Below are 25,771 nucleotides of genomic sequence, written 5' to 3'. Positions count from 1 at the left end.
TCCTGAGGCAGCGGCAGCCGTGTCGCCCTGTCGGGGGGTGCGCCGTCCGGCGGGGGCGCGCCGGGAGAGGTCAGCGCCGCCATGTCGGCTCCGTGCCGAGCCATGAGGTCAGCAGGGCGTCGGACTCCTCGAAGCGGTCGGTCAGCTCGCGGCGGAGCGGCTCGGGCATCGGCGTGGGCCGGGGCCGGGGGTTGTGCCGTTCGAACACCGGGTCGCCGATGTGCGGCAGTCCGAGGAACTCCAGCACCCGGTCGTAGACGGTCTCCGGTTCGGTGAAGAACCGCCCGCTGTCCAGGACGAGCACCCGGTCCCGGCCGATCAGCGGCTCCAGCGGGGCGAGCTGTTCGGCGTAGCGCCCCCTGGCCAGGTAGGCGTGGTGGCGGTGGGCGTGGTTCACCGAGTAGGGGGAGGCGCACAGCCCCTCCACCGCCCCGGCCAGCCGGCTCTCCTCCAGCTCCACCGCCCTGGCGAAGGAGGTCTCGTTCTCGAAGCCCCGGGCCAGCTCGTGGGCGTGGGCGGAGAAGGCGCGTTCCACCGGGTCGCGGACCAGCACGATCACCTTCACACCTGGCAGGTCCCAGGCGATCCGGGGGCAGGCGAGCGGATGGAACAGGTAGTAGGGCGACGATTCGAAGGCCTGGGGGCGGCAGCCGTACCGGCGCGCCAGCCGGGAGGCCGTGGCCTGCAGCGGGAAGTGCGCCCGGTACCAGGGCAGGCCGCGGTCGTAGGCCACGTCGAAGTAGTGGACGCCCTTGTGGAGGACGGGCTTGAGGATCAGCGGGTGCTGGGCCAGCGCCCGGTAGAGCGAGGTGGTGCCGGAGCGCTGCGCCCCGGCGATCAGGAAGGAGGGCAGCACCCGGCTCCCGGAGGTGAGGCGTCCGGCGGTCCGCGACAAGGCGTGGACGGAACGCTTCATCCTGGCTCTCACGTCAGGGCCTCCTCGAAGTCGACGGCGGGGTTGAGCCAGTGCTCGGCCGGGCCGAGCGGGGCGTGACCGTCGGCCGCGTGCCGGTCGGCCAGCGCGATCAGGTAGCGGATCGCGGTCAGCCTGGCCTCCGCCGCCGACAGCCCGAACGGGGCCAGGATCGGCAGGGCCTGTGCCACGCAGGCCCGTGCCGCGGTCGCCGGGCGGGTGCGGCGCAGGGCGCGCTGGAAGAAGTGGTGGACGGCGTCGAAGCCGAGTGGCACGCCGGTGGCGAACCGCTCCCAGTCCCAGACCAGCAGCCGCCCGTCCGCTCCGCGTGCGATGTTCCACGGCGAGAAGTCGCCGTGCCAGGCGGACCCGTGGCCGGATATCCGGCTGATCTCGCCGACCGCCTCGACGAGCAGGTCTTCGGGGATCCGGCCTCGCCGTACCGGGAGCGGGGTCAGCGCGAGCACGGACAGGCCGCGCCAGGAGCCGTGGTGCAGCACGGCCGGGGGGACGACGGTCTTCAGCGGCACGCCGGCGAGCAGGTCGAGCGCCCGCGCCTCGTTCGCGATGAGCTCGCGGCTCCGGTCGGTGTCGCCGATCTTCACGAAGGCGGCCAGCCCGTCCGGGGCGCGGGCCTCCAGGATCGGCTTGCGGTTGGCCCGCAGGGCGGGCCGGACGTGCAGCACGATTCTGACGGGGGCGCTCAGCACCTCGCTGAGATAGGTCTCGATCGTGTCCTCGTCCGACGCGACCATGACCTTCCTGCCGGGATGCCACCACGCGCGGGGCGCCAGCCTGCGGGGCAGCAGGGGGTGGGGCAGCACGCTGTACGGCCGGCGCCCGCCGGAGCCGGGGAACAGCAGGCCGACGGTCTCGTCGAGGTAGCGCAGCCGGACGCGGGCGTCGTTCATGCGGCCCCGCTCGCCATTGAGTTCCTCCAGAGCAGCGCGAATGAGATCAGATACAGGTTGAGCGGCGTGACCAGCCCGTCGTAGACGAACATGTAGAGCAGGGTGAGGATCATCACCAGGACTCCGGCCAGGCCGATCGGGCTCCGGTCGCGCCAGTGGCGGCGGACGGCCCCGGCGAAGAACGCCACGTAGAGCGCGGCTCCGACGAATCCCTGCGTGATCATCAGGTGCCAGAGCTGGCCGTCGCTGCCCAGCGGAGGGTGGCCGCAGACGTCGCACCAGCCGGTCTTCCCGGTGGTGACCGTGCGGTGGTTGCCCATCGCGTTGCGGGTGTTGCCGTAGCCGATGATCGGTGAGGTGGCCGCCGCCGCGACGGTCGCCGTGACGGTGAAGGCCCGGATGTCGTTGCTGTGCGGGCTGTCCAGCCGCTGGGCCACCATCGCCTGCAGCGGGCTGAGGAAGAACACCAGCGCCCCGCAGGCGGTGGCGGACAGGACCACGACGCGGGCCCTCGTGCCCAGGCGCAGGAACAGGTAGGCGGTGGCGACGCCCAGGCCGATCCAGAGGCCGCGGTTGAGGGAGTAGACGATCGGGACGGCGGCCAGCGCGATCAGCGGGGCCACGGCCAGGCGCCTGCGCGGCCCGCCGTACACCCACCAGCCGACCACGAACCAGATGAGCAGCACCGAGACGTTGCTGCCCCAGGCGTTGGCCCACTCGAACGGGGCTTCCGGGCGCGGGGAGGAGTGGCCGAGCACCTTCTGCACCTGGGCGGCGGTGGGGTGGATCAGGTTGTGGACGAAGGAGTTGCCGCTGATCCAGTGGGGCAGGATCCGCTCGACCGGCGAGGTGAAGTCGGCCCGGGGGACCAGCACGCCCAGCAGGCCGCCGGCGACGGTCGTGACGAACAGCACGCCGAGCATCCGTACGAGGGTGAGCTGCGGCAGCTCCCGCTCGGTCAGGTTGCCCAGGTAGAGGACCATGATCATCAGTGAGACGTAGAGGAGCAGGCGCATCAGGTAGCCGATCACCCGTCCGGCGCCGAGCTCGCCGTAGGTGTCCGGCGGCATCTCGTCGAGCATGAGCGCGCTGACCAGGTAGCCCGCCAGCAGCAGCAGCCAGAGCCCGAACCCGCGCGGTGCCCTGATCGGCCGCCGCCGCCACAGGGCCAGTGCCATCGGCGGGGCCAGCACGATCACCGACAGGCCGCCGAAGCCCAGCGCCCACCAGATGGGGTAGCCGACGAGCAGGGCGGCGATCGGCCAGGCCGCCGGATGGAGGCCTCTCACGTCGGGAAGACCATCTTGTCGGCCGCGGGCGGGTGCGGCTGCGACGGCAGGGGGGCCTGGGCCGGCGCGGGCCGGCCTCCGGTGACGGGGTGGGCCGTCCCGTCGGAGGAGACGGGCGCGGGCGCGGAGGCGGCAGCCGGGGCAGGGGCGGGGGCGCGGGTCCGGCGGGTCTTCGGAACCCGGCCGGTCTTCGAGGTCCGTCCCGTCCTCGGAGTCCGTCCGCTCTCCGGGGGCCGTCCGCTCTCCGAGGCTCGTCCGCCCTCCGGGGGCTGGGCGCCCGAGACGGCCGACGGCCCGGCCGGTGGGGCGGCGAGCGCGCCGAGCACGGGGATCCTGCGCTCGTTGAGACCGCGTACGGCCTGTGCCACGTCACGCGAGGACGTCCCCGGCACGGTGATCAGCAGCACGGCGCTCCCCGCGCCGTCCGTCAGCTCTCCGATCTCCTCCGCGCTGAGGACGTCAAGGCCGGTCAGGCGCCTGAGGTCGGAGCCCGTGCGGATCCTGGTGTCGAGGCGGTCGCGGACCCAGGCGGCGCCGACCCCGGCGAGCAGGCCGATCATGAGGCCGCTGCCCAGATGCAGGGGAGGGCTGGGGGCGCTGGGCTCGGCCGGGGCGACCGCCTCGCTGATCACCGAACCCGGGGTGACGGGGACGGTCCTGAGCGCGTCGTATCTGATCGTGAGGTTGTAGACCTGGCGGTTGAGCACGTTCTGCCGCTGCAGGGCGATGGTCCGCTCCGCCGTCCCCCGCGCCAGGCCGGGGAGCGTGTCCGCCACCGTGACCAGGCTGGCGTTGACCTGTTTGAGCTTGGCGAGGAGCGCCTTGAGCTGGGCGTCCAGTGCCTGCGTGGCGGACTCCTCCCGGTTGGCCAGATAGGCCTGCGCGTAGGCGCCGGCCCCGGCGGCCGCGACGCGCGGGTCGGTGGCGGTGTAGGAGATCTCCAGAACCGAGGTGTTGGGCGGCACGGAGACGTCGACGGGCTCCGGCGTGCTCCTGAGCAGGGCTCGGGCCTTCTTGGCGACCACGGCGGACTGGGCGATCTGCACCTCGGTGTCGAGGTTGAGCGGCTCGCGCTGCCGGTTGGTGACCTGGTTGGTCTGTTCGGCGAGGCCCGTCGGGGAGACCAGCACCTGGGCGGTGGCGGTGTAGGCGGGCGGGGTGAGCCGGAGCAGGGCGACGCCGCCGCCGAGCCCGGCCGCGAGGAAGAACAGCAGGATCGGCCATCTGCGGCGGACGAGGGAGGCGTAGTCCGCCAGATCTCCACCGGAGCGGCGGACGGGGGAGGCGTGGTCCGCCAGATCTCCACCGGAGCGGCGGACGGGGGTGTCCGGTGGCAGGCTCATACGTTGCGGTCCCTTTCGGGCGGCGTCGGCGCTTCAGAACCCTAGGAACTATAGGTCGGGTAGCCATTTCCCCGATCCATTACACAAGATTTTCTTCAGATTGACCCTGCTAATCACGGTGCGATAACTATCGTTTATCCGACATTTCCCGCCTCCCGTCGGGTGACTGCGGAACGGACCGGCAAAGTCCGTGACATGGCACGTCCGGAGGGTGGGAGGGTGTGCTCCGGACAAAGTCAAGAAATGTGCAAGCGGAGCGTCTGCGAGGAACCGTTGCATCGGATAAATGCCACTTTAGGGATAATTTCCCGCAAGGCCGGAATCGGCGGAGCGGGTCTCGCGCTGGTCCTGGGAATGGGCGCGTGCGCTCAGCCCGCGGCGGTCTCCGCGGAGTCGCCGGAGCGCGCCACCGCCCGGGTCAACGGCTTGCTGGGCATCCGCCCGTCGGGGGCCGCCTGCGAGGTCACCGTCAAGCTCATCCCCTCGTGCGGGGCGTGGTGGGGGATCGCGCCGGAGATCTTCACCGGCAGGCGCCCCGGGCGGGCGCTGGAGCGGGCCGAGGGGCGGATGGGCCGCCCGGCCGACATCATGCACGTCTACCACCGGGGCCCGGAGCTCTTCCCGACCCCCGAGGAGCGGAAGATCGCGCGCGACCCCGCGGGCCGCAGGCTCCTGCTGATCAACTGGAAGCCGTCCTCCGACCGGACCTGGGCGGAGATCGCCGGGGGTGCGCTGGACCAGCGGATCGACCGTCTGGCCGACTACGTCCTGAAGAGCTTCCCCGAGAGGTTCTTCCTGACCGTGCACCACGAGCCGGAGAACGACGTGCGTGCGGCACCGGGTTCGGGGATGACCGCCGAGGACTACTCCGCGATGTTCCGGCACGTGGTGCTGCGCCTGCGGCAGCGGGGCGTCCGGAACGCGGTCACGGTCATGACCTACATGGGCGCGCCCAACTGGGCCGCCGAGCCCTGGTTCGAGAGGCTCTACCCCGGTGACGACGTGGTCGACTGGGTGGCGATGGACCCGTATGCCGACGACAGGGTGCAGACCTTCGACGGGCTGGTCAACAAGACCCGCGAGGAGTTCGCCGGGTGGCCGGGCTTCTACCGCTGGATGCAGTCGCGCTTCCCGGGCAAGCCCATCATGATCGCTGAATGGGGCGTGTTCGAGCGCCGCGGCCGGCCCGGGTTCAAGGAGTCGTTCTTCTCCTCGGTGCGCGAGGAGATGCGGCGCTACCCCCAGATCAAGGCGCTGGTCTACTTCGACTCACCGCGGGCGCCGCGAGGAGACACCCGCTTCGACACCACCCCCGGCGGCCTGAGGACCTTCTCCGACCTCGCCCGCGACCCCTATCTCCGCGCGACCCCGGTCCCTGAGCAGTGACCACCCGGCGGCGGCCGCCGCCACGGTGCCGGCCAGGATCCAGAGCGTGGCCGTGTTGCCCACGCCGAGGAGTTTCAGCGCCGACGCCAGCAGCACCACCGCGAGCAGCGCCCGGATGATCCCGCCGGGAGCCCGGGCCGAGATCCGCGCGCCCAGGTAGACGCCGGGGATCGAGCCGGCCAGCAGCGAGGTGGTGACGTCGAGCTGGAAGTCGCCGAACAGCAGGTGCCCGAGGGCGGCCGAGACGACCAGCGGGACGGCCTGGACCAGATCGGTGCCGACGAGCTGGTTGGCCTTCAGCGCGGGGTAGAGCGCGAGCAGCGCCACGATGATCAGAGATCCCGAGCCCACTGACGAGATGCCGACGACCAGGCCGCCGATTGTACCGACCAGTAAGGTCGGAAATGGGCGCACGACGATCTCGCCCAGGTCGGTCGAGACCTCCCCCTCACGCCGCGAGAGCCAGGCCTTGGCGACCAGGCCCGCGACGGCCAGCAGCAGCGCGACGCCCAGGGCGTACTTGATCGTCTGCTGGATCTGCTCGCCGTCCCCGAACGCCCGGGCCACGAGCACCCCGCAGAAGGCCGCCGGCACCGATCCCGCGCACAGCCAGCCGACCAGCCGCAGGTTGACGGTGCCCCGGCGCATGTGGACGGCCCCGCCCACCGGCTTCATCACGGCCGAGGCGACCAGGTCGCTGGAGACGGCCGCCAGGGGCGGCACGTTGAAGAACAGCATCATCATCGGCGTCATGAGCGCGCCGCCGCCCATGCCGGTCAGGCCGACGACGATCGCGACGAGGAACGATCCGGCCGCGAGGGGGAAGTCGATGCCCATCGGTCGTTCACCTTTCCTCGACGGCCGCGTGCACGGTCCTGTGGTCGCGCCTCGGCGGGCGCGTCCTCTCCGGGGCGGCGGTGGCGTGCTCGCCTCTCGGCGGGCGCGTCCTCCCCGGATCGGCGCCGCCGTGGTCGCGCCTCAACGGACCCACCCTCCCTGGATCAGCGGATCCAGCACCTGCTGGACGGCCCGCTCCACGCTGATCGAGGTGGTGTCGACGACCAGGTCGGCGTCGTCGGGCTCCTCGTAGGGGTCGGAGACGCCGGTGAACTCGGGGATGATCCCGGCCCGGGCCTTGGCGTAGAGCCCCTTGCGGTCGCGGCGCTCGCACTCGGCGAGCGGCGTGGACACGTGGACGAGCAGGAAGTCGGCGCCGACGGCCTCGACCATCGCGCGGACCTCGTCGCGGGTGGCGGCGTAGGGCGCTATGGGCGCGCAGATCGCCAGACCGCCGTGCCTGGCGGCCTCGGCGGCGACGAACCCGATCCGGCGGATGTTGAGGTCGCGGTCCTTCTTGGAGAAGCTCAGCCCCGCCGACAGCAGGTGACGGACCACGTCGCCGTCGAGATAGGTGACCGTACGGCTGCCGCGCTCCAGCAGCGCGTCCCGCAGCCCTCGCGCGACGGTGGACTTGCCGGAGCCCGACAGGCCGGTGAGGAAGACCACCAGTCCCCGCCGGTGCGGCGGCCCGGGAAGCGTCACGGGCTCGGGGCCGGCCAGGTGCTCCGTCGCGCCGTAGGCCTCCGCCACGTGCTCGCGCAGCTCCAGGTCGATGCTGGGCTCGTGCCGGGGCGCGAGGGGCACCACGGCCACGAGCGTGCCCTCGGGCAGCCGGTCGCGGGCCTTGAGCGCGGCGCGGACCACGGCGGGGCCTCCCTCGCCGAAGGCCAGCGGGAGCAGCAGGATCGCCGCGTCCAGCTCCTCGGCGGTCGCCTTGATCTCCTCCAGGTCGTCCAGCGGCCCGCGCATGGTGACCGCCAGCACCTCCCGGCCGGCCAGTTCCTTGCGGACCTCGGCGGGAGTGCGGCGCAGCCGGGCGAACGGCCCGTGCTCGGGCGCGTCCAGCGTTTCCAGCGGGCCGGCGACGGAACCGTCAGCCCGCTCGGTGACGGTCAGCACGGCCAGCGCGGCGCCCTCGGGGTCGCGTAGCGTGATCCGGTCGCCGGGCGCGGCGGGGTGGTCGTCGGGCAGGGCGAGCGTCACGGGCGCGGGCCACGCGGTGCCGTCCGCCAGCGTGCCGTGCTCGTCCACCGCGTGCGCGTCCGCTGAGGTCAGGAAGCCCGTCAGCGGCTGGAAGGCGCCGGAGAGCAGCAGCTCCAGATCGGCCAGCTCGCGGGCGTCGGGGGTCCACTCGAAAGGCGCCGTCATCTGCTCCACAATCCCGATCGAATTAGTCGGATTTCGTCAGCTTACCCACTCCGTTTCCCCCGCACCAGCCGAGTGACTCTCAGATCAACCGGGCGAAGTGGCTCTGGGGCTTGCGGATCACCATGATGATCTCATCGTGCGAGGAGGGCCGCCGCCCCCTGGAGAGGGTCTCCATCAGGGAGCAGGCCACCCGGGCCAGCCTGCCCAGTGGCCCGCGCAGCGCCGGTCCGCTCGTCGCGGAGACGTCTTCGGTCACCATGAGGCCGCGCGTCAGGCAGAAGGAGTGCATCCCCTCGCGCGAGGTGACCTGTCCGTAGCAGGAGGGCAGGGGGCCCACGGTGCCCGGCGGGGCGAACCTGTGCCACACCGCCCGCCGCAGCCCGGCGGGCGCCAGCCGGTCGTACGTCCCGTAGGCGGAGGCCCTGTCGCGCATCCGCAGCAGCAGCAGCCCGCCCGGCCGCAGCCCGGTGAGCAGCCGGTCGAGCACCAGCTCGGGGTGCTCGATCCGCTCCAGCAGGAACGACACGTAGACGATGTCGAACGACCGCGGCGGCACCGGCACCGACCGCAGGTCTCCCAGCGCCCAGGAGTCCAGGTCCTTGCGCGTGGACGTGCTCGCCCGCAGCACCGGCAGGTCCTCGTCGATCCCGGTGACCCGGGCCTCCATCTGGTCCAGCTCCAGCTCCAGCGGATCGGGCCACCCGCACCCGGCGACCAGGACGTCGAGCCGCCGGCCCGACTGCCCCGTCCACTGCTCGCGGATGCGCCGACTGAATATGTCGTCTCGCGCGACGACCGACCGTACCTCTGACATGTGACTAAGAGTAGTCAAGTCAATACGATTCGTCGCGCATTTCCCCCTCCTCACCGCGGTGATCTCCCTGCGGGAGGAGGTCACGGTGCAAGTAGCCTTGGGTGTACCCCCGTGCTTCACCGGCCGGGGGCCTGTCGTGTTGCCGTCGTGGGGCTGTGGGCGAATCTGATGAGCCTTTCCGGACTGCTGGACCTTGTCGCAGGGGAGCCGAAGCTGGCTTCCGTTCTTGAGGACGTCCGAGGGGGAGACTCCTCCGACGTGTCGCTGATCGCGCCACCCGCGCTGCGGCCGTTCACCGTGGCCGCGCTGGCCAGGGAGGGGGCCAAGGACGGGGCGCGGGCCGTTCTCGCGGTGACCGCCACCGGGCGCGAGGCCGAGGATCTCGCCGCGGCGCTCACCAGCCTGCTCGACCCGAACACCGTCGCGGTCTTCCCCGCCTGGGAGACGCTGCCGCACGAGCGCCTGTCGCCGCGCGGCGACACGGTCGGCCAGCGGCTCGCCGTACTGCGCAGGCTGGCCCACCCGGTCGAGGGCGACGTCGCCGCGGGCCCGCTGCAGGTGATCGTCGCGCCGGTCCGGGCGGTGCTGCAGCCGATCGTGCGCGGCCTGGGCGACCTCCGCCCGGTACGGCTGCGCGCCGGCGACGACGCCGACCTCGAAAGCATCGTGCACCGGCTCGTGGAGAACGGCTACAACCGGGTCGACATGGTGGAGAAGCGCGGCGAGGTGGCCGTCAGGGGCGGCCTGCTGGACGTCTTCCCGCCGACCGAGGAGCACCCGCTCCGGCTGGAGTTCTGGGGCGACAGCGTCGAGGAGATCCGCTGGTTCAAGGTCGCCGACCAGCGGTCGCTGGAGGTGGCGGAGGAGGGGCTGTTCGCGGCCCCCTGCCGCGAGCTGCTGCTGACGGAGGACGTCAGGCGCCGGGCGCGGGAGCTCGCCGAGCTGCATCCGGCGCTGGCCGAGATCCTGGACCAGCTCGCCGAGGGCGTCCCGATGGAGGGCATGGAGGCGTTCGCGCCGGTGCTCGCCGGGGAGATGGACCTGCTCATCGACCACCTGCCGGCGCAGGCGGCGGTGTTCGTGTGCGACCCGGAGCGAATCCGGGGCCGCGCCGACGAGCTGGTGCGGACCAGCCAGGAGTTCCTGGAGGCGTCCTGGATCAACGCGGCGTCCGGGGGAGAGGCGCCGATCGACCTGGGGGCGGCGGCGTTCCGCACGCTGGAGGAGATCCGCGACCATGCCCGGGAGCTCGGGCAGCCCTGGTGGTCGATCGCGCCGTTCGGCGGCGACGACCTCGGCGACGGGCTGGTCCTGCGGGCGCGCGAGTCGGAGGCCTACCGGGGCGACACCCAGCGGGCCCTGGGCGACATCAAGGGCTGGCTGGCGGAGGACAAGGTCGTCGTGCTGCTCAGCGAGGGCCACGGCCCGGCCGAGCGGATGGTCGAGCTGCTCAAGGGCGTGGACCTGCCCGCGCGGCTGGAGAGGGCGCTCGACCGGGCGCCGGACGGGACGGTCGTCCACGTCAGCACCGGCCTGATCGAGCACGGCTTCGTCACCCCCACCCTGGCCGTGCTGACCCACCTGGACCTGGTCGGGCAGAAGGCGTCCACCAAGGACATGCGGCGGCTGCCCTCCAAGCGGCGCAACATGGTCGACCCGCTCCAGCTCAAGGTCGGCGACCACGTGGTGCACGAGCAGCACGGCGTGGGCCGCTACGTCGAGATGGTGCAGCGGACCGTGCAGGGCGCGACCCGTGAATACCTGGTGATCGAGTACGCCAAGGGCGACCGGCTCTACGTGCCGACCGACCAGCTCGACGAGGTCACCCGCTATGTCGGCGGCGAGTCGCCGACGCTCAACCGGATGGGCGGCGCCGACTGGGCCAAGGCCAAGACCAAGGCGAAGAAGGCGGTCAAGGAGATCGCCGGGGAGCTGATCCGCCTCTACTCCGCCCGGATGGCCTCGCCGGGGCACGCCTTCGGCCCCGACACGCCGTGGCAGCGGGAGATGGAGGACGCCTTCCCCTACGCCGAGACCGGCGACCAGCTGGAGGCCATCGACGAGGTCAAGCGCGACATGGAGCGCGGGGTCCCGATGGACCGGCTGATCTGCGGCGACGTCGGCTACGGCAAGACCGAGATCGCGGTGCGGGCGGCGTTCAAGGCCGTGCAGGACGGCAAGCAGGTGGCGGTGCTGGTGCCGACCACGCTGCTGGTCCAGCAGCACCTGTCCACCTTCGCCGAGCGCTTCTCCGGATTCCCGCTGAACGTCCGGCCGATGTCGCGCTTCCAGAGCGACGGTGAGGTCAAGGCGACGCTGGAGGGCCTGCGCGAGGGCTCGGTGGACGTGGTGATCGGCACGCACCGGCTGTTCTCGCCGGAGGTCAGGTTCAAGGAGCTGGGCCTGATCATCATCGACGAGGAGCAGCGGTTCGGCGTCGAGCACAAGGAGGCCATGAAGCACATGCGGACGCAGGTCGACGTGCTGGCCATGTCCGCCACGCCGATCCCGCGCACGCTGGAGATGGGCCTGACCGGCATCCGCGAGATGTCGACGATCCTCACCCCGCCGGAGGAGCGGCACCCGATCCTCACCTTCGTCGGCCCCTACGACAACAAGCAGATCGGCGCCGCGATCCGGCGCGAGCTGATGCGCGACGGCCAGATCTTCTTCGTCCACAACCGCGTCTCCAGCATCAACAAGGTCGCGGCCATGCTGCGCGAGCTCGTGCCCGAGGCCAGGGTCGCCGTCGCGCACGGCCAGATGAACGAGCACCAGCTTGAGAAGATCATGGTGGGTTTCTGGGAGCGCGACTTCGACCTGCTCGTCTGCACCACGATCGTCGAGTCGGGCCTGGACGTCCCCAACGCCAACACGCTGATCGTGGACCGGGCCGACAACTACGGCCTGTCCCAGCTCCACCAGCTCCGCGGCCGGGTCGGCCGGGGCCGCGAGCGCGGCTACGCCTACTTCCTCTACCCGCCGGAGAAGCCGCTCACCGAGACCGCCCACGAGCGGCTGGCCACCATCTCCCAGCACACGGAGATGGGCGCGGGCATGTACGTCGCGATGAAGGACCTGGAGATCCGCGGCGCGGGCAACATCCTGGGCGCCGAGCAGTCGGGCTTCATCGCGGGCGTCGGCTTCGACCTCTACGTGCGGATGATGGCGGAGGCCGTGCAGGAACAGAAGGCCAAGCTGTCGGGCGCCTCCGTGGCGGAGGAGCGGCCGGACGTCAAGGTCGAGCTGCCGATCAACGCGCACATCCCGCACGACTACGTGACCTCCGAGCGGCTGCGCCTGGAGGCATACAAGCGGATCGCCGGGATCGGCGCCGACGCCCACATCGCCGCGGTCCGTGACGAGCTCGTCGACCGGTACGGCAGGCCGCCGCAGGAGGTGGAGAACCTGCTGGAGGTCGCCCGCTTCCGGATCCGCGCCCGCCTGGCCGGGCTGACCGACGTCACCCTGCAGGGCCAGCACATCAGGTTCGCCCCGGTGACGCTCAGGGATTCCCAGCAGGTCAGGCTCCAGCGCCTGTACCCGAAGGCGCTGCTGAAGCCGGCAACCGGTACGTTGCTGGTGCCCGTGCCCAAGACCAGGCCGCTCGGCGGTCAGCCGCTGCGCGACCTGGATCTGCTCAAGTGGTGCGGGGATCTGGTCGAGGCGATGTTCCTCCAGAACATGCCGGTAAAATAAGCGGCGTTTGTCGTGAAGGGATCGCATGTGAAGTCGACTCGAGTGCGCGTCATCGTGGCGGCCGCCGCCGCGGGTGTCGCGCTGACCGCCTGCTCTCCGACGCAGGCCGGCGCCGCCGCGGTGGTGGGCGGTGACCGGATCAGCTCCAACGAGCTGGACGGCAACGTCCGGGAGTTCGAGGCCGCGCTGGCGAAGGCCAACGTCTCCGTGGCGCAGCTGCAGTTCCCCGGCAGCCTTCCGCAGGTCGTGCTCTTCCAGCTCGCCACCGCCAAGCAGTACACCAAGGTGGCCGAGAGCAAGGGCGTCACGGTCACCGACGCGGAGATCGATCAGGTGATCTCCGCCACCGGCGGCCAGGCCCAGCACGAGCAGCAGATGCTCCAGCAGGCCGTGGCGCCCTCGCAGTCGCGCGACTTCACCAGGGCGAAGCTGCTGATGACCAAGCTCATGGCCAAGTACGGCGGCGGCAGCGACCAGGCCGCCCTCCAGCGGGGCCAGGAGCAGGCGATCAAGGACCTGGCGAGCGTGAAGATCACCTGGAACCCCCGTTACGGGCAGATCAACGCGCAGCCGAGCCAGGAGCAGCCGAACCTCTTCCTCGACAGCGGCCGTTTCGGCGCGGACCCCGCCGCGGCGCCGCAGCAGTAGCCTCGACGGCATGCCCCTGATCGTCGTCACCACCTCGCCCCGGGTCGCCCCGGGGCTGCTCAGCCGCCGCGCGTGGCAGGTCCTTGAGGATGGTCCGGTGCGCACCGGGTCGGCGGACCATCCGCACCTGCCCTACCTCGCCGAGGCGGGGATCGCCGTCGAGGTCGTGACGCCGGATCCGGCCGCCCTGGCCCGGCAGGCGCGCGAGGAGACCGTCGTGTGGCTGGAGGCAGACGAGGCGCTGATGCGCTCCATCGGCTACGCGGCCGTGGCGCTTGAGGACCCGCCGGTGATCGAGGTCGTGCCCGGCTCCTACGACCTGCCGGGGGCACGGCTGCTCGACCTGGTCGCGGTGATGGACCGGCTCCGGACCGGCTGCCCGTGGGACGCCGGGCAGACCCACGAGTCGCTGGTGCCCTACCTCCTCGAAGAGGCCTACGAGGTGCTGGAGACCATCGAGGAGGGCGACTACGCCGCCCTGCGCGAGGAGCTGGGCGACCTGCTGCTCCAGGTGGTCTTCCACGCGCGGGTCGCCCATGACCGCGCCGACGGTTTCGACATCGACGACGTGGCTGAGGGGATCGTCGCCAAGCTGGTCCGCCGCCACCCGCACGTGTTCGCCGACACCCGGGTCGAGGGCGCCGAGGAGGTCAGCGACAACTGGGAGACCATCAAGGCGGCCGAGCGCGCGGCCAAGAACGGCGGCGACTCGGGGTCGGTCCTGGACGGCGTCCCGATGGGTCAGCCCGCACTCTCCCTGGCCGCCCAGCTCCTGCGCCGCGCCGAGCGCGCCGGGGCTCCCGCCGTCCTCCCCGCCGAGCCCGCCGCCGGCGACCTGGGGGCGCGGCTGTTCGAGCTCGTACGGCAGGCGCACGCGGCCGGCCTCGATCCGGAGGCCGAGCTGCGCGCCACCGCCCGCCTCTACCGCGACCGGGTCCGCGCGTGGGAGGCCGGGGACGCCTGAGGGCCGGTCAGGTCAGGCGCCCGCTCACGAACTGCATGAGCCCGTAGGTCTTCTGACGCACCCCGGAGAAGCCGAGCCGAGCGAGGGCGCCGGTCACCTCGCGGTCGCCGAACATGCGGACCCCCGAGAGCGCGCCGGCCAGGTCGTTGACCGGGCCGGCCAGTGGCAGCCGCCGGGTGGTCATGAGGGCGACACGGCCGCCGGGCCTGAGCACCCGGGCCATGCCCGCGAGGGCCTCGAAGGGCCGGTCGAACAGGTAGAGCGCGGCCAGGCAGGACACCGCGTCGAAGCTCGCGGGCCGGAAGGGCAGGTCCACTGCGTCCCCGCGCACGTAACCGATGTGTCCCGCCGGGGTGTCGCGGACCGCGCGGGCGAGCATCGTCGCCGAGGCGTCGATCCCCACGACCAGCCCGTCGTCGTCGACGTCGCGGGCCAGGGCCCGCGTCACGTTGCCCGGACCGCAGGCCACGTCCAGCACCAGGTCGGCGGGCCCCAGCGCGAGCATCGTGCGGACCAGCGCCTCCTCCTGCCCGGTGTCCGGCCCGAGCGGGCCCTTCATCGCCCCGACCAGCGCGGGCCGCCAGAACCGCTCGTAGATCCTCGGCAGGAACCCCGAACGCATGAGCCGCTGTGCCGGAGACCCGGCGGGGGACTTCTCGCCGAGGAGGTCCAGATATCCGGGATCGGAGGTGGGCTCCGGCAGGACCGGGATCAGCAGTTCACGGATCCGGTCGAGCGCTGCGAGATCGCGCATGCCTCCGATTGGAACACACGACCCGCCCGGAGGGGACGGCGGCCGCCGTACCGGCAAGTAGGCATCGGTAGGCTTCTGAGGCAAACTGTCCTGCGACTTTAGGAGCGCTTCGTGGCTTCCATCGAGGGCGTCACCGCCCGCGAGATCCTTGACTCCCGGGGCAACCCGACGGTCGAGGTCGACATCCTGCTGGACGACGGCAGCGAAGGTCGCGCCGCGGTTCCGAGCGGCGCGTCCACCGGCCAGTTCGAGGCCGTGGAGTTGCGCGACGGCGATGAGCGCTACGGCGGCAAGGGCGTGGAGAAGGCCGTTCTCGGCGTGACCGACGAGATCGCCGACGAGATCCTCGGGTTCGACGCCGCCGAGCAGCGCAGCATCGACCAGGTCATGATCGACCTGGACGGCACGCCGAACAAGGCCCGTCTGGGCGCCAACGCCATCCTGGGCGTCTCCCTCGCCGTGGCCAAGGCCGCCGCGGAGAGCGCCGAGCTGCCGCTGTTCCGCTACCTCGGTGGCCCGAACGCGCACGTGCTGCCGGTCCCGATGATGAACATCGTCAACGGTGGCGCGCACGCCGACACCAACGTGGACATCCAGGAGTTCATGATCGCGCCGATCGGCGCCGAGTCGTTCCGCGAGGCCGTGCGGATGGGGACCGAGGTCTACCACGCGCTCAAGGCCGTGCTGAAGGAGAAGGGCTACGCCACCGGCCTGGGCGACGAGGGCGGCTTCGCGCCGAACCTGCCGTCCAACCGCGACGCGCTGGACCTGATCCTGGTCGCCATTGAGAAGGCCGGCTACGTGCCCGGCGAGGACGTCGCCCTGGCCCTCGACGCGGCCGCCTCGGAGTTCCACAAGGACGGCGTCTACACCATCGACGGCAAGGGCCTGTCCGCCGCCGAGCTGATCGCCTTCTACGAGGACCTGGTCACGAACTACCCGCTGGTCTCCATCGAGGACCCGCTGGACGAGAGCGACTGGGAGGGCTGGAACGCCCTCACCAAGGCGATCGGCGACAAGGTCCAGCTCGTCGGCGACGACCTGTTCGTGACCAACCCCGAGCGGCTGTCGCGCGGCATCGCCGAGGGCACCGCCAACGCGCTGCTGGTCAAGGTCAACCAGATCGGCACCCTGACCGAGGCCCTCGACGCCGTGGACCTGGCCCACCGCAACGGCTACCGCTGCATGATGAGCCACCGCTCCGGCGAGACCGAGGACACCACGATCGCCGACCTCGCCGTGGCCACCAACTGCGGCCAGATCAAGACCGGCGCCCCGGCCCGCTCCGACCGCGTGGCCAAGTACAACCAGCTCCTGCGCATCGAGGAGCTCCTCGACGACGCCGCCCGCTACGCGGGTCGCGCGGCGTTCCCGAGGTTCCAGCGGTAGTTTCGCACGGTACGGCTTGCGCCCGATTTGGTCGGGCACAAGCCGTACCGCGCCGGAGACCGCCCGGTGCCCGGTTCCGTGCCGGAGCGCGGAGGGCGCCGATGGTGTCCGGGCCGTGGCGCGGGAAGGCCCCCGGGCCGTCGCGCGTGGCACGGCAGGGAGCACAGACGGGAGAGGTGCATGGCGAAGCGGCCGCAGTTGACCGGACGGGCGGCGATCCTCGCGATCGTGGTGTGCGCGATCGCCATGAGCCTCGCCTACCCGGTGCGGGAGTACATCGCGCAGCGCCGCCAGATCTCCCAGCTCCAGCAGCAGCAGGTCAGGGAGCTTGAGGCCATCAAGGCCCTCGACGACCGGCACAGGCAGCTCCAGGACCCCGGCTACATCAAGCGGCAGGCCAGGGAGCGGCTCTTCTACTGCGACCCCGGACACAAGTGCTACGTCGTCATGGGCAGGGAGCGCTCGGAGGGCAAGGGCACGACGGGGGAGAAGAAGGTCGTCAGGCCGCCGTGGTACCAGACGCTCTGGGAGTCGGTTGAGGCCGCCGACACCGGGAAGGGCGAGAAGGCGGCCGGGGGCGCGGGATGACCCCGATAACCTGGGTGCCGTCTTCTCAGGGGGGTGTCACGGATGGTGGATGATCGCGATGTGGCGGCGGTGGAGCGGCAGCTCGGCCGGACGCCACGGGGTCTGCGGGCGGTGGCGCACCGCTGTCCGTGCGGGCTGCCCGATGTGGTGGAGACCGCGCCCCGGCTGCCCGACGGCTCGCCGTTCCCGACGCTGTACTACCTGACCTGCCCGAAGGCGGCCTCGGCCATCGGCACGCTGGAGACCTCCGGGATGATGCGGGCCATGCAGGCCAGGCTCGCCGAGGATCCCGCCCTGGCCCAGGCGTACCAGGCCGCCCACGACGACTACGTCGCGCGTCGCGACAAGGCCGCCGCCGAGGACGGCCTGGAGCCGCTGCCCAGGGACATGCAGAGCACCGGGGGCATGCCGACCAGGGTCAAGTGCCTGCACGCCCTGGTCGGGCACGAGCTGGCGGTCCCCGGCGTCAACCCCTTCGGCCGCGAGGCCCTCGACGCGCTCGGTGAGTGGTGGGCCGACGGGCCCTGCTGCTCCGTCGCGGAGACCGGGACCGCGGTCGAGACCGAGACCGAGACCAAGACCGAGACCAAGACCGAGACCAAGACCGGGACCGGGACCGGGGCCGGGGCCGGGGCCGGGATCATGCAGAGCGGAGAGGCGTTCCCGGCCGGGGACGCCGAAGAGGCGGCCGTGACCGCGAGCACCGAAGAGGAGAGCAAGTGACCCGCGTCGCCGCCATCGACTGTGGCACCAATTCCGTCCGCCTGCTCATCGCGGACATCGAGGCCGACACCCTGACCGACGTCGAGCGGCGGATGGAGATCGTCCGGCTCGGCCAGGGAGTGGACGAGACCGGCAGGCTGGCTCCGGAGGCTCTGGAGCGCACGTTCGGCGCGATGCGCGGCTACGCCAAGCTCATCGACCAGCACGGCGCCTCCGCGGTCCGCGTGGTGGCCACCAGCGCCACCAGGGACGCCGCCAACCGGCAGGACTTCGTGGACGGCGTACGCGAGATCTTCGGCGTGGAGCCCGAGGTGATCACGGGTGCCGAGGAGGCGGAGCTGTCGTTCACCGGCGCCACCCGCGACCTGGTACGGCTCTCGCCCGAGACCGGTCTGCCCACCCCCGACGGCACCCGCCCGCCGTACCTCGTGGTCGACATCGGGGGCGGTTCCACCGAGTTCGTGCTCGGTTCCACGCACGTGGAGGCCGCGCTGTCGGTCGACATCGGCTGCGTCCGGCTGACCGAGCGGCACCTGCGCGACGCGGGCGCCCCGCCGTCGGCCGAGGTGGTGGAGGCCGTGGTCGCGGACATCGACGAGGCGCTCGACCGGGTCGCCCAGGAGGTCGCGGTGGAGCGGGCGCTCACATTGGTCGGCCTCGCCGGCTCCGTGACCACCGTTGCGGGAATAGCGCTTGACCTGCCGGGATATGACCCGGATAAAATTCACCACTCGCGGATTGCGGTAAATAGGGTCCGCGAGGTTTCCGAGCGACTGCTGGCGATGACCCATGACGAGCGGGCGGCCATTCCCGTCATGCATCCCGGCCGGGTCGACGTGATCGGTGCGGGGGCGCTGATCCTGGACCGGATTATGGAACGGTACGGTTTCACCGATGTTGTTGTCAGTGAACACGACATTCTGGATGGAATCGCCTGGTCCGTGTCTAAACCTTAACAACATCTGGACATTTCCCATGCCGAGGGAGTATTGAGGGATCCTTCCGTTTTATGGTTAGGTAAAGAAGCTTTAGCGAGGCTTTGCCGTGGGGCCCGGCACAGCTGGTGTCGGGGCGGCAACCGTCTCCGGAGCGCACTTTCGTTCCTAACGAAACGGAGCATCCCCTCATGTCCGGACTAGCTCGTAAGCTAGCCGCCGTAGGAGCCAGCACGGCCATGCTGGCGACGATGGCGGCAGGGCTTCTGGCCACGCCCGCAGCGGCGGCCAGCGGTTCCACCACCCAGGCGGGGAAGGTGGCTTCCTCCTCCTCCGCGCCGAGGCCCGCGGTCTCGGTGAGCAAGACGAAGGCCTCCCCCTCCAGCTCCGACGAGTGCCCCACCCGGGTGACGTTCTCCTCGCGGATCAAGGTGAAGGCCTACGGGGGCAAGACCACCGTGGCCTACCGCTGGCTGCGCGGGAACGGCTCCAAGAGCGCCGTCAAGACGTTCGTGGTCAAGGGCAAGGGCGTCAAGTACGTCACGGCGAAGGAGTCCTCGACCTTCAAGGGCGGCGACACCAAGGGCTGGCAGGCGCTGCAGGTCCTGGCGCCGCGCAAGGTCACCTCCGCCAAGGGCTACTTCAAGGTCTCCTGTGGCGACGACGAGTGGGACGGTGACAAGGAAGTCGTCAACACCGGCACCGTCGGCGCCCAGGCGTGGGTCGACGAGCGCAACTGTGAGGCGACCCTCATCGGCCGCATCACCACCTCCGGCACGCGCTGGGTGCGCTACCAGTGGGTCGTCAACGGTCGCGTCGTCGACCGGGACGCCGTGCGCGTCTACGGCTCGCGCAAGGTCTACCACGTGATCAGGCCGCACGAGAGCCTGCGTGGCTGGGCGGCCCTGCAGATCCTGAGCCCGGGTGACGCCTCCTCCAACCGCGCCTACTTCAAGATCTGGTGCCGGGACTCGTCGCCGAAGGTCTCGGCCTCCGTCGACGCTCCCTCGAACTACGAGGGCGACTGCCCGGTCACCCGCACCTTCACCGGCACGATCAGCGCCTCGCACGGTCGTGGCGAGGTCAAGTACCGCTGGATCCGTGACGGTGTCGCGGGCGGCTGGCAGAGCGTCTACTTCGACGGTCGTGGCTACGGCCACCAGAGCCGCAGCGTGAGCGACTCCTGGAGCGCCTCGGCGTCCGGGACCAGCAGGCGCTCGATCGAGATCTACGGCGGCCCGACCAGCGGCACCGTCGAGGGCAAGGTCACCTGTAAGGCCGCCCCGCCGGCGTCGAAGGCCTGGATCCAGACCGAGAGCACGTCGGCCAAGCAGGCCGAGGCCGAGGCCGGCTGCCCGGCGGGCTCGGTCACCGGCACCGGCAGCGTCTACGCCACCGGCCCGATCAAGCTCACCGTCACCTGGAGCGTCAACGGCTCCGTGGTGAAGTCCGAGGACCTGGAGTTCACCTCGGCGGGCACCAAGTCCGTCTCCTTCGCCAGCGCCTCGGACGGTCGCAAGGGCGGCAACGCCCGGTTCGGGATCGACGGCGGCGGCTCGGTCACCGTGGACTACGAGGCGGTCTGCGCCAAGCCCGCTGAGACCCCGAAGGCCTGACCCGAGTCTCGTCTTAGCGTCTCGTCCTGATTGAAACAGGCGGCGCCCGCTTCCGGCGGGCGCCGCTTTTCGCTGTCCGGGGGCCGGACTTCTCCACGCGCAGGTCTTTCCACACGCGGGGTCGGAGTTCTGTCCGCGCAGGTCTTTCCGCACGCGGGGCTGAGTTCCGCCCGCATGGTTCCTTCCGCACGCGAGCCGGGGTTCTCTCCACGCGACCGGGACTTTCGCCGCGCGAGCCGGGGCTCTCTCCGCCGGGGGACCGGGGCGCGCTCGGCCTCCCGATCCATCGACCATGTGCGATCGGGCACCATCTCCCGGTCCATCGACCACACGGGATCGGGCACCATCGAGGTCATGACCTATGTTCCTCCCGGATCCGGCTGGCCGGGCGACCCCGCCCGGCCGGACACCCCCGTCGCCCACGACCCCGCCGAGGTGGCAGAGCTCGCGGGCGCGAGCCGTACTCTCGCCGAACTCACGGCCCGGCAGTCGGTCTGCCGGGCCTGCCCGCGCCTGGTGGAGTGGCGCGAGGAGGTCGCGACGGTCAAGCGGCGGGCCTTCGCCGGGGAGACCTACTGGGGGCGGCCCATCGCGGGGTGGGGGGATGAGAGGCCGGAGGTCCTCATCGTCGGACTGGCCCCGGCCGCGCACGGGGGCAACCGGACCGGCCGCATCTTCACCGGGGACCGCAGCGGGGACTGGCTGTTCGCCTCGCTGCACCGGACGGGCCTGGCCGCGCGGGAGACCAGCGTCCACGCGGGCGACGGGCAGCGGCTCATCGGCGCGCGCATGGTGGCCGCCGTCCGGTGCGCTCCGCCGGCCAACAAGCCCGAGCCGTCGGAGCGGGCCACCTGCCTGCCGTGGCTGTCCCGGGAGGTCGCGCTGGTCGCCGGCGGCGTGCGCGTGGTGGTCGCGCTGGGAGGCTTCGCCTGGCAGGCGGTCTGGCCCGCGCTGAAGGACGCCGGATACGACCTGCCGAGGCCCAGGCCGCCCTTCGGGCACGGCGCCGAGGTGGAGATCTCCCGCGACGGGGCTCCGGCCTGGCTTCTCGGGTGCTACCACCCCAGCCAGCAGAACACTTTCACCGGCCGGGTGACCGCCGAGATGCTTGACCAGGTCTTCACCAGGGCAAACGCTCTCCGTCCTTTGGGCACTCAACCACAGAGAGAGTGTTGACCGAACTTTTGGGGAGAAGGGAGATAGTTCACCCTGATTTTGGAAAGAGTCGCGCAAGTTGCCCGGAGGGCGCGTGGCACGATCGGCGGGGTGGACGTATGCTTGTGAAAGCTTTCACAAAGCCTCGGATCTAAGGATGGCGCCGAAGTGAACCGCAACTCCAAGCACATCGTGGTCGTCGGTGGGGGCTACGTCGGTCTCTACACCGTGCTGCGCCTGCAGCACACGCTCCGCAAGGAACTGCGCGACGGCAGCGTGCGCATCACCGTCCTCACTCCCGAATCCCACATGACCTACCAGCCCTTCCTCCCGGAGGCGGCGGCCGGAAACCTCTCGCCCCGGCACGTGGTGGTCCCGCTCCGCCGGGTGCTGAGGAAGGCGACGATCCTCAACGGCAAGGTCTCCAAGGTCAACCACGCGGCCAAGACGGTCTCCTTCACGCCCAACGTCGGCACGCCGCACGAGATCGGCTACGACATCGTGGTCATGGCCGCCGGTTCGATCTCCCGCACCCTCCCCATCCCCGGCCTCGCCGACGCCGCGATCGGCTTCAAGACGGTTGGCGAGTCGATCGCGCTCCGCAACCGGGTGCTCGAACTCCTCGACCGGGCCGAGTCCGACGACGACGAGGCCCTGCGCCGCAGGGCGCTGACGTTCGTCGTGATCGGCGGCGGCTTCGCGGGAGTCGAGGCGCTCGCCGAGCTGGAGGACATGGCCGTCGACGCCGTCCGCTACTACCGCACCGTCTCCCGCGCGGACATGCGCTGGGTCCTCGTCGAGGCGACCGACCGCATCCTGCCCGAGGTCGGCCCCGAGATGGGCAAGTGGACCGCCGAGCAGCTCCGCGAGCGGGGCATCGAGGTCAAGATGAACACCCGCCTGGACTCCTGCGAGGGCGGTCTGGTCAAGCTCTCCGACGGCGCGGAGTTCGAGTCGGCGACCATCGTGTGGACCGCCGGCGTCAAGCCCAGCCCGGTCGTCAACGCCGGTGACCTGCCGCTGGACGAGCGTGGCCGGATCAAGACGACCACCCGCCTGACCGTCGCCGGGGTCGAGGACGCCTTCTCCGCCGGAGACGTGGCCGGGGTGCCCGACGTGACCAACCCGGGCCAGTACTGCGCGCCCAACGCCCAGCACGCCGTACGGCAGGCCAAGGTCCTCGCCGACAACATCACCCGCCTGCTCCACGGAGAGGAACTGGTCGACTACCGGCACAAGTACGTCGGATCGGTCGCCGGGCTGGGTCTTCACAAGGGCGTCGCCAACGTCTACGGGGTCAAGCTTCGCGGATTGCCTGCGTGGTTCATGCACCGCACCTACCATCTGTCGCGGGTGCCTACTCTCAACCGCAAGGTCCGTGTGATGGCGGACTGGACCTTGGCGCTGTTCTTCAAGCGGGAGACCGTCTCACTCGGAGAGATCGAGGCGCCGCGCACGGAGTTCCGCGAGGCCGCGACGCACTGAGTCCCGGGCACCCGCAGGTGGGAAACTGCTGGGTTCTCGTCGGGGGGTGTTGCAGATCGTCATGCTCGTCCCTTGAGCCCCAGCCCAAGCCGGGAGGGGGGCGGGGGTGGGCTTGTCTGCGATCACCGTGCTGGGAGTGGACAGACCGGGAACGATCGCCGAGGTGACCGCGGTGCTCGCCGGATGCGGCGCTAACGTCGAGGATTCGGCGATGACGCTGCTCGGCGGCCATGTCGCGATGATGCTGCTGGTCTCCGGCCGGCTGCCGCCGGCCTCGGCCTTCCCGGGGGTGGCGGTCACCGTGACCGATGTCGAGTCCCGCCGTGACGCCGGCCGCGACCCGGACGGCCTCGGCTACGTGCTGACGCTCCACGGTCCCGACCGTCCCGGCATCATCTCCGCGGTCAGCGCGGTGCTCGCCGGAGCCGGTGGCGACATCACCGGCATGACGTCCCGTCTCTGCGGCCGGCTGTACGTCCTGATCGCGGATGTGCGGCTGCCGGAGGCGGTGGACGTGGCCGATCTGATGTGCCGCCTGGCCGCGGTGGGCGCAGACCTCGGCTCCGAGATCACCTTCCGCCCCGCCGAGCCGGACGTGCTGTGACGGGCGCGCCCGTGTCGGGGACCCCCCGCGAGCTGATCGCCGCCCCGCACCCCGTGCTGAGCGCCCGGGCACTCCCGGTGGACCCCGCCGACCCCGGGGTCGTCGTCGCGGCGGCCGACCTCCTCGCCACCATGCGCCGGGCACGGCACTGCACGGGCCTGGCCGCCCCCCAGATAGGCCTGGGCTGGCGGCTGCTCTCCGTCGACGTCTCCCTCCATCCCGGGGCCCGTTCCTGCGCCGGGGAGCTGGTCGTGGCGAATCCCCGGCTGGTCGCCGCCTCCCGATGGGAACCCGCCCGCGAGGGCTGCCTGTCCGTCCCCGGCCTGACCGGCGACGTCCTGCGCGCGACCCGCATCACCGTCCGGGGTGAGCGCCCCGGCACCGGCGCCCCCCTCACCATCGACGCCGACGCCTTCGAGGCCCGCTGCATCCAGCACCAGCTCGACCATCTCGACGGCGTGCTGTTCCTGGACCGCGTCATCCGCGCCTGGGCGGTCCGTGGAGTGGAGCCGGTCGGAGAATAAGCATTTTGTGATTTCCGTGATTATTTGCGGCTTTTGTTTCTTAAGTCTGCTTTTCTGCGCGGCGTTCCGTGGCGGGCCGGCGCGGGCCGGCCGTTGACGCCAGGGGTGCCGTCGCGCCCGATCGTCCTGCGCCCAAAGGCCTCAGGGGCGCCGCCGGTCACATGTTCGTGTGACGCATGATACGAAGTTGTGCTCCTCGGATGAGTGGTCCGTTACGTATGATTACGGCGTCCCCGTAGCCCAACGGCAGAGGCAAACCCCTTAAAAGGGTTCGAGTGAGGGTTCGAGTCCCTCCGGGGGCACTGCGCGTTCATGCGGAGAACGGCCCGTGACCGGCGACGCGGTCACGGGCCGTCCGTCTCCCGGGACCGGGCCGAGCCGGCGCGCGGCGGCGGAGGCGGCTCGGCGGGTCTCCGGTGCGCGGTCCGTGATAGCTGTGAGAGACGGGAACCTGGCGAGCAGGTCGTTCGTTGGATCACTCGGCGGTAGCCGTACGGCCACATGGATGAGACAGACATGGATATCAACACGATACGGCCGTGTGACAACCGATCTAATACGCTGATCGCGTAGGTCGCAGCGTGGAGGCAGCGATGGAGAGTAAGAACCCCGTATTCAGTCGGCAGTCCAACGGGCAGCAGCAGGCATGGGGAGCGCCGACCCCCACCCCTGACCAGCTTCAGGGGATGTACGACAGGCCGGCGTACGCGCCCCCCGCGCAGCGGACCATGACGATCGACGACGTGGTGGTGCGCGGGTTCATCACGCTGGGGACGCTGGTCGTCTCCGCGGCGGTGGCCTGGGCGCTCAACCTCGGCATGGCGGCCCTGCTCGTCGGTGTGATCGCCGGTCTCGTCCTCGGCCTGATCGTCTCGTTCAAGCAGAGCACGAACCCGGTGCTGATCCTCGGATACGCCGTCTCCTACGGCGTGGCCATCGGTGTGATCAGCCACATGTACAACGACCTGTACAACGGCATCGTCTTCCAGGCGGTGGTCGGCACGGCTCTGGCCTTCGCCGCCATGCTCGCCGTGTACTCGCTGCGGATCATCCGTGTCACACCGAAGTTCACCAAGTTCGTCGTGGCGGCGGGTCTGGGCCTGATGGGCCTCATGCTCGTCAACTGGATCGCGACCTTCTTCATCGAAGACGGCATCGGCATCCGCTCGGGCGGCCCGCTGGCCTACGTGTTCAGCATCGCCGCGATCCTGATCGGCTGCTTCTTCCTGCTGCTCGACTTCGACGCGGTCGAGCAGGGCGTGCGCGCCGGCGCCCCGGAGAAGTACTCCTGGCTGATGGCCTTCGGCCTGACGGTCACCCTGGTCTGGATCTACCTGGAGATCCTGCGTCTGCTGAGCTACTTCTCCAGCAGCGACTAGGCACGCGATCAGGCATGACCGAAAACCCCCGCCGGAGCATCTCCGGCGGGGGTTTCTTCTTGCGTGGGGTGGGCAAGCCGATGAACGAGAAGCCACCAATGAGCGACGCATCATCACGGATGACCAGCTAGTGAGGGCTTGCTATCTGCGGACTCGTGATGCACTGTCGAGCAAAGGAGCCCTATCCGTGGAGGTGCCCATGTCGTTGAACCACTCACTGGAGACGCAGAGCAAGCTGATCGCAAGGGTCCCGGATATCACAGGACGCGCTCTCCCAGAGTGGTTCCAAGCCATCGACAACGGCCCGTCTTTCCTGCGCTGTGACGAGCGGGCCAACTGGCTCGCCGACGAGCACGGGCTGACCCACGGCTACGCGGCGGCCATCGTGCACGAGCACGAGCGCCACCGCCGTAGTCGCTACCTGTAAGTCGTCCATCTTCGCAG

The 25,771-nt window shown here is 70.8% G+C and carries 22 protein-coding genes, 1 tRNA gene and 1 pseudogene; 16 read left to right on the top strand and 8 right to left on the bottom strand.

What is annotated here, in order from left to right:
* Positions 1-70: 70 nt before the first annotated feature.
* From BM085_RS28550 to BM085_RS28535, 4 genes are read right to left on the bottom strand one after another with little or no spacing between them, the layout of a single operon-like run.
* Positions 71-928 (bottom strand): sulfotransferase family protein, encoded by an 858-nt coding sequence (locus BM085_RS28550; RefSeq protein WP_093889966.1) that lies wholly within the window; start codon positions 926-928, stop codon positions 71-73.
* Positions 925-1,824 (bottom strand): hypothetical protein, encoded by a 900-nt coding sequence (locus tag BM085_RS28545; RefSeq protein ID WP_093889965.1) that lies wholly within the window; start codon positions 1,822-1,824, stop codon positions 925-927. The genes BM085_RS28550 and BM085_RS28545 overlap by 4 nt, the downstream gene beginning before the upstream one ends.
* Positions 1,821-3,113: an O-antigen ligase family protein gene (locus BM085_RS28540; RefSeq protein WP_093889964.1), complete on the bottom strand. Its 1,293-nt coding sequence runs from the start codon at positions 3,111-3,113 to the stop codon at positions 1,821-1,823. Before BM085_RS28540 ends, BM085_RS28545 begins: the two co-directional genes overlap by 4 nt.
* Positions 3,110-4,456 (bottom strand): YveK family protein, encoded by a 1,347-nt coding sequence (locus BM085_RS28535; RefSeq protein ID WP_093889963.1) that lies wholly within the window; start codon positions 4,454-4,456, stop codon positions 3,110-3,112. Before BM085_RS28535 ends, BM085_RS28540 begins: the two co-directional genes overlap by 4 nt.
* A gap of 354 nt (positions 4,457-4,810) precedes the next feature.
* Here BM085_RS28535 and BM085_RS28530 point away from each other — a divergent pair, with 354 nt between their 5' ends.
* On the top strand, positions 4,811-5,842 hold the full coding sequence (locus BM085_RS28530) for a glycoside hydrolase family 26 protein (protein ID WP_143121108.1): 1,032 nt from the start codon (positions 4,811-4,813) through the stop codon (positions 5,840-5,842).
* Here the strand turns inward: BM085_RS28530 and BM085_RS28525 are convergent.
* The 3 genes from BM085_RS28525 to BM085_RS28515 all read right to left on the bottom strand — a co-directional run bounded on the left by BM085_RS28525 (position 5,726) and on the right by BM085_RS28515 (position 8,864).
* Positions 5,726-6,679 carry a sulfite exporter TauE/SafE family protein gene (locus tag BM085_RS28525; RefSeq protein ID WP_093889962.1) on the bottom strand — a complete coding sequence of 318 codons (954 nt, stop codon included), beginning with the start codon at positions 6,677-6,679 and terminating at the stop codon, positions 5,726-5,728. The two genes, BM085_RS28530 and BM085_RS28525, sit on opposite strands and share 117 nt — an antisense overlap.
* A gap of 141 nt (positions 6,680-6,820) precedes the next feature.
* Positions 6,821-8,050: an adenylyl-sulfate kinase gene (cysC, locus tag BM085_RS28520; protein WP_093889961.1), complete on the bottom strand. Its 1,230-nt coding sequence runs from the start codon at positions 8,048-8,050 to the stop codon at positions 6,821-6,823.
* Between the two features lie 79 nt (positions 8,051-8,129).
* Positions 8,130-8,864: a class I SAM-dependent methyltransferase gene (locus BM085_RS28515; protein WP_093889960.1), complete on the bottom strand. Its 735-nt coding sequence runs from the start codon at positions 8,862-8,864 to the stop codon at positions 8,130-8,132.
* Positions 8,865-9,032: 168 nt separating this feature from the next.
* Between BM085_RS28515 and mfd the strand changes: the two genes are divergently transcribed.
* From mfd to BM085_RS28500, 3 genes are read left to right on the top strand one after another with little or no spacing between them, the layout of a single operon-like run.
* Entirely contained in the window at positions 9,033-12,563 is a 3,531-nt protein-coding gene (mfd, locus tag BM085_RS28510; protein WP_093889999.1) for a transcription-repair coupling factor, read from the top strand.
* Positions 12,564-12,590: 27 nt separating this feature from the next.
* On the top strand, positions 12,591-13,211 hold the full coding sequence (locus tag BM085_RS28505) for a SurA N-terminal domain-containing protein (protein ID WP_177245318.1): 621 nt from the start codon (positions 12,591-12,593) through the stop codon (positions 13,209-13,211).
* Between the two features lie 10 nt (positions 13,212-13,221).
* Positions 13,222-14,175, top strand: a complete 954-nt coding sequence (locus BM085_RS28500; RefSeq protein WP_093889958.1) for a nucleoside triphosphate pyrophosphohydrolase — start codon at positions 13,222-13,224, stop codon at positions 14,173-14,175.
* 7 nt (positions 14,176-14,182) lie between these two features.
* Here the strand turns inward: BM085_RS28500 and BM085_RS28495 are convergent, their stop codons facing one another.
* On the bottom strand, positions 14,183-14,929 hold the full coding sequence (locus tag BM085_RS28495; RefSeq protein ID WP_093889957.1) for a methyltransferase domain-containing protein: 747 nt from the start codon (positions 14,927-14,929) through the stop codon (positions 14,183-14,185).
* A 111-nt stretch (positions 14,930-15,040) separates the two neighbouring features.
* On the opposite strand from BM085_RS28495, the gene eno reads away from it, so the two are divergent.
* From eno to BM085_RS28435, 12 genes and pseudogenes are all read left to right on the top strand, one after another.
* A complete protein-coding gene (gene eno / locus BM085_RS28490) occupies positions 15,041-16,318 on the top strand; it encodes a phosphopyruvate hydratase (RefSeq protein ID WP_093889956.1) in 1,278 nt (425 codons plus the stop codon).
* A 180-nt stretch (positions 16,319-16,498) separates the two neighbouring features.
* A complete protein-coding gene (locus BM085_RS28485) occupies positions 16,499-16,906 on the top strand; it encodes a septum formation initiator family protein (RefSeq protein WP_093889955.1) in 408 nt (135 codons plus the stop codon).
* Positions 16,907-16,948: 42 nt separating this feature from the next.
* A pseudogene (locus BM085_RS28480) lies at positions 16,949-17,449 on the top strand (DUF501 domain-containing protein); the annotation flags it as partial.
* A 176-nt stretch (positions 17,450-17,625) separates the two neighbouring features.
* A complete protein-coding gene (locus BM085_RS28475; RefSeq protein ID WP_093889954.1) occupies positions 17,626-18,585 on the top strand; it encodes a Ppx/GppA phosphatase family protein in 960 nt (319 codons plus the stop codon).
* Between the two features lie 230 nt (positions 18,586-18,815).
* A complete protein-coding gene (locus BM085_RS28470; RefSeq protein WP_143121107.1) occupies positions 18,816-20,180 on the top strand; it encodes a hypothetical protein in 1,365 nt (454 codons plus the stop codon).
* A gap of 354 nt (positions 20,181-20,534) precedes the next feature.
* Complete coding sequence (locus tag BM085_RS28465; protein WP_093889997.1) at positions 20,535-21,356, top strand: uracil-DNA glycosylase; 822 nt, start codon at positions 20,535-20,537, stop codon at positions 21,354-21,356.
* Positions 21,357-21,503: 147 nt separating this feature from the next.
* The gene (locus tag BM085_RS28460) at positions 21,504-22,820 is read left to right on the top strand and encodes an NAD(P)/FAD-dependent oxidoreductase (RefSeq protein WP_093889952.1); all 1,317 of its coding nucleotides are present in this window, start codon (positions 21,504-21,506) and stop codon (positions 22,818-22,820) included.
* Positions 22,821-22,926: 106 nt separating this feature from the next.
* Complete coding sequence (locus BM085_RS28455; protein WP_093889951.1) at positions 22,927-23,424, top strand: glycine cleavage system transcriptional repressor; 498 nt, start codon at positions 22,927-22,929, stop codon at positions 23,422-23,424.
* Positions 23,421-23,948 (top strand): peptide deformylase, encoded by a 528-nt coding sequence (locus BM085_RS28450; RefSeq protein WP_218158852.1) that lies wholly within the window; start codon positions 23,421-23,423, stop codon positions 23,946-23,948. The genes BM085_RS28455 and BM085_RS28450 overlap by 4 nt, the downstream gene beginning before the upstream one ends.
* A gap of 229 nt (positions 23,949-24,177) precedes the next feature.
* Positions 24,178-24,250 (top strand) — tRNA-Leu (locus tag BM085_RS28445).
* A gap of 291 nt (positions 24,251-24,541) precedes the next feature.
* A complete protein-coding gene (locus tag BM085_RS28440) occupies positions 24,542-25,327 on the top strand; it encodes a Bax inhibitor-1/YccA family protein (RefSeq protein WP_093889950.1) in 786 nt (261 codons plus the stop codon).
* Between the two features lie 199 nt (positions 25,328-25,526).
* A complete protein-coding gene (locus BM085_RS28435) occupies positions 25,527-25,754 on the top strand; it encodes a DUF4287 domain-containing protein (protein WP_086568675.1) in 228 nt (75 codons plus the stop codon).
* Positions 25,755-25,771: the final 17 nt, after the last annotated feature.

The sequence above is a fragment of the Streptosporangium canum genome, assembly GCF_900113865.1.
GTDB lineage: Bacteria > Actinomycetota > Actinomycetes > Streptosporangiales > Streptosporangiaceae > Streptosporangium > Streptosporangium canum.
The sequence above is the reverse complement of the archived record's forward strand: the minus strand, read 5'-3'. Positions and strand labels throughout refer to the sequence as shown.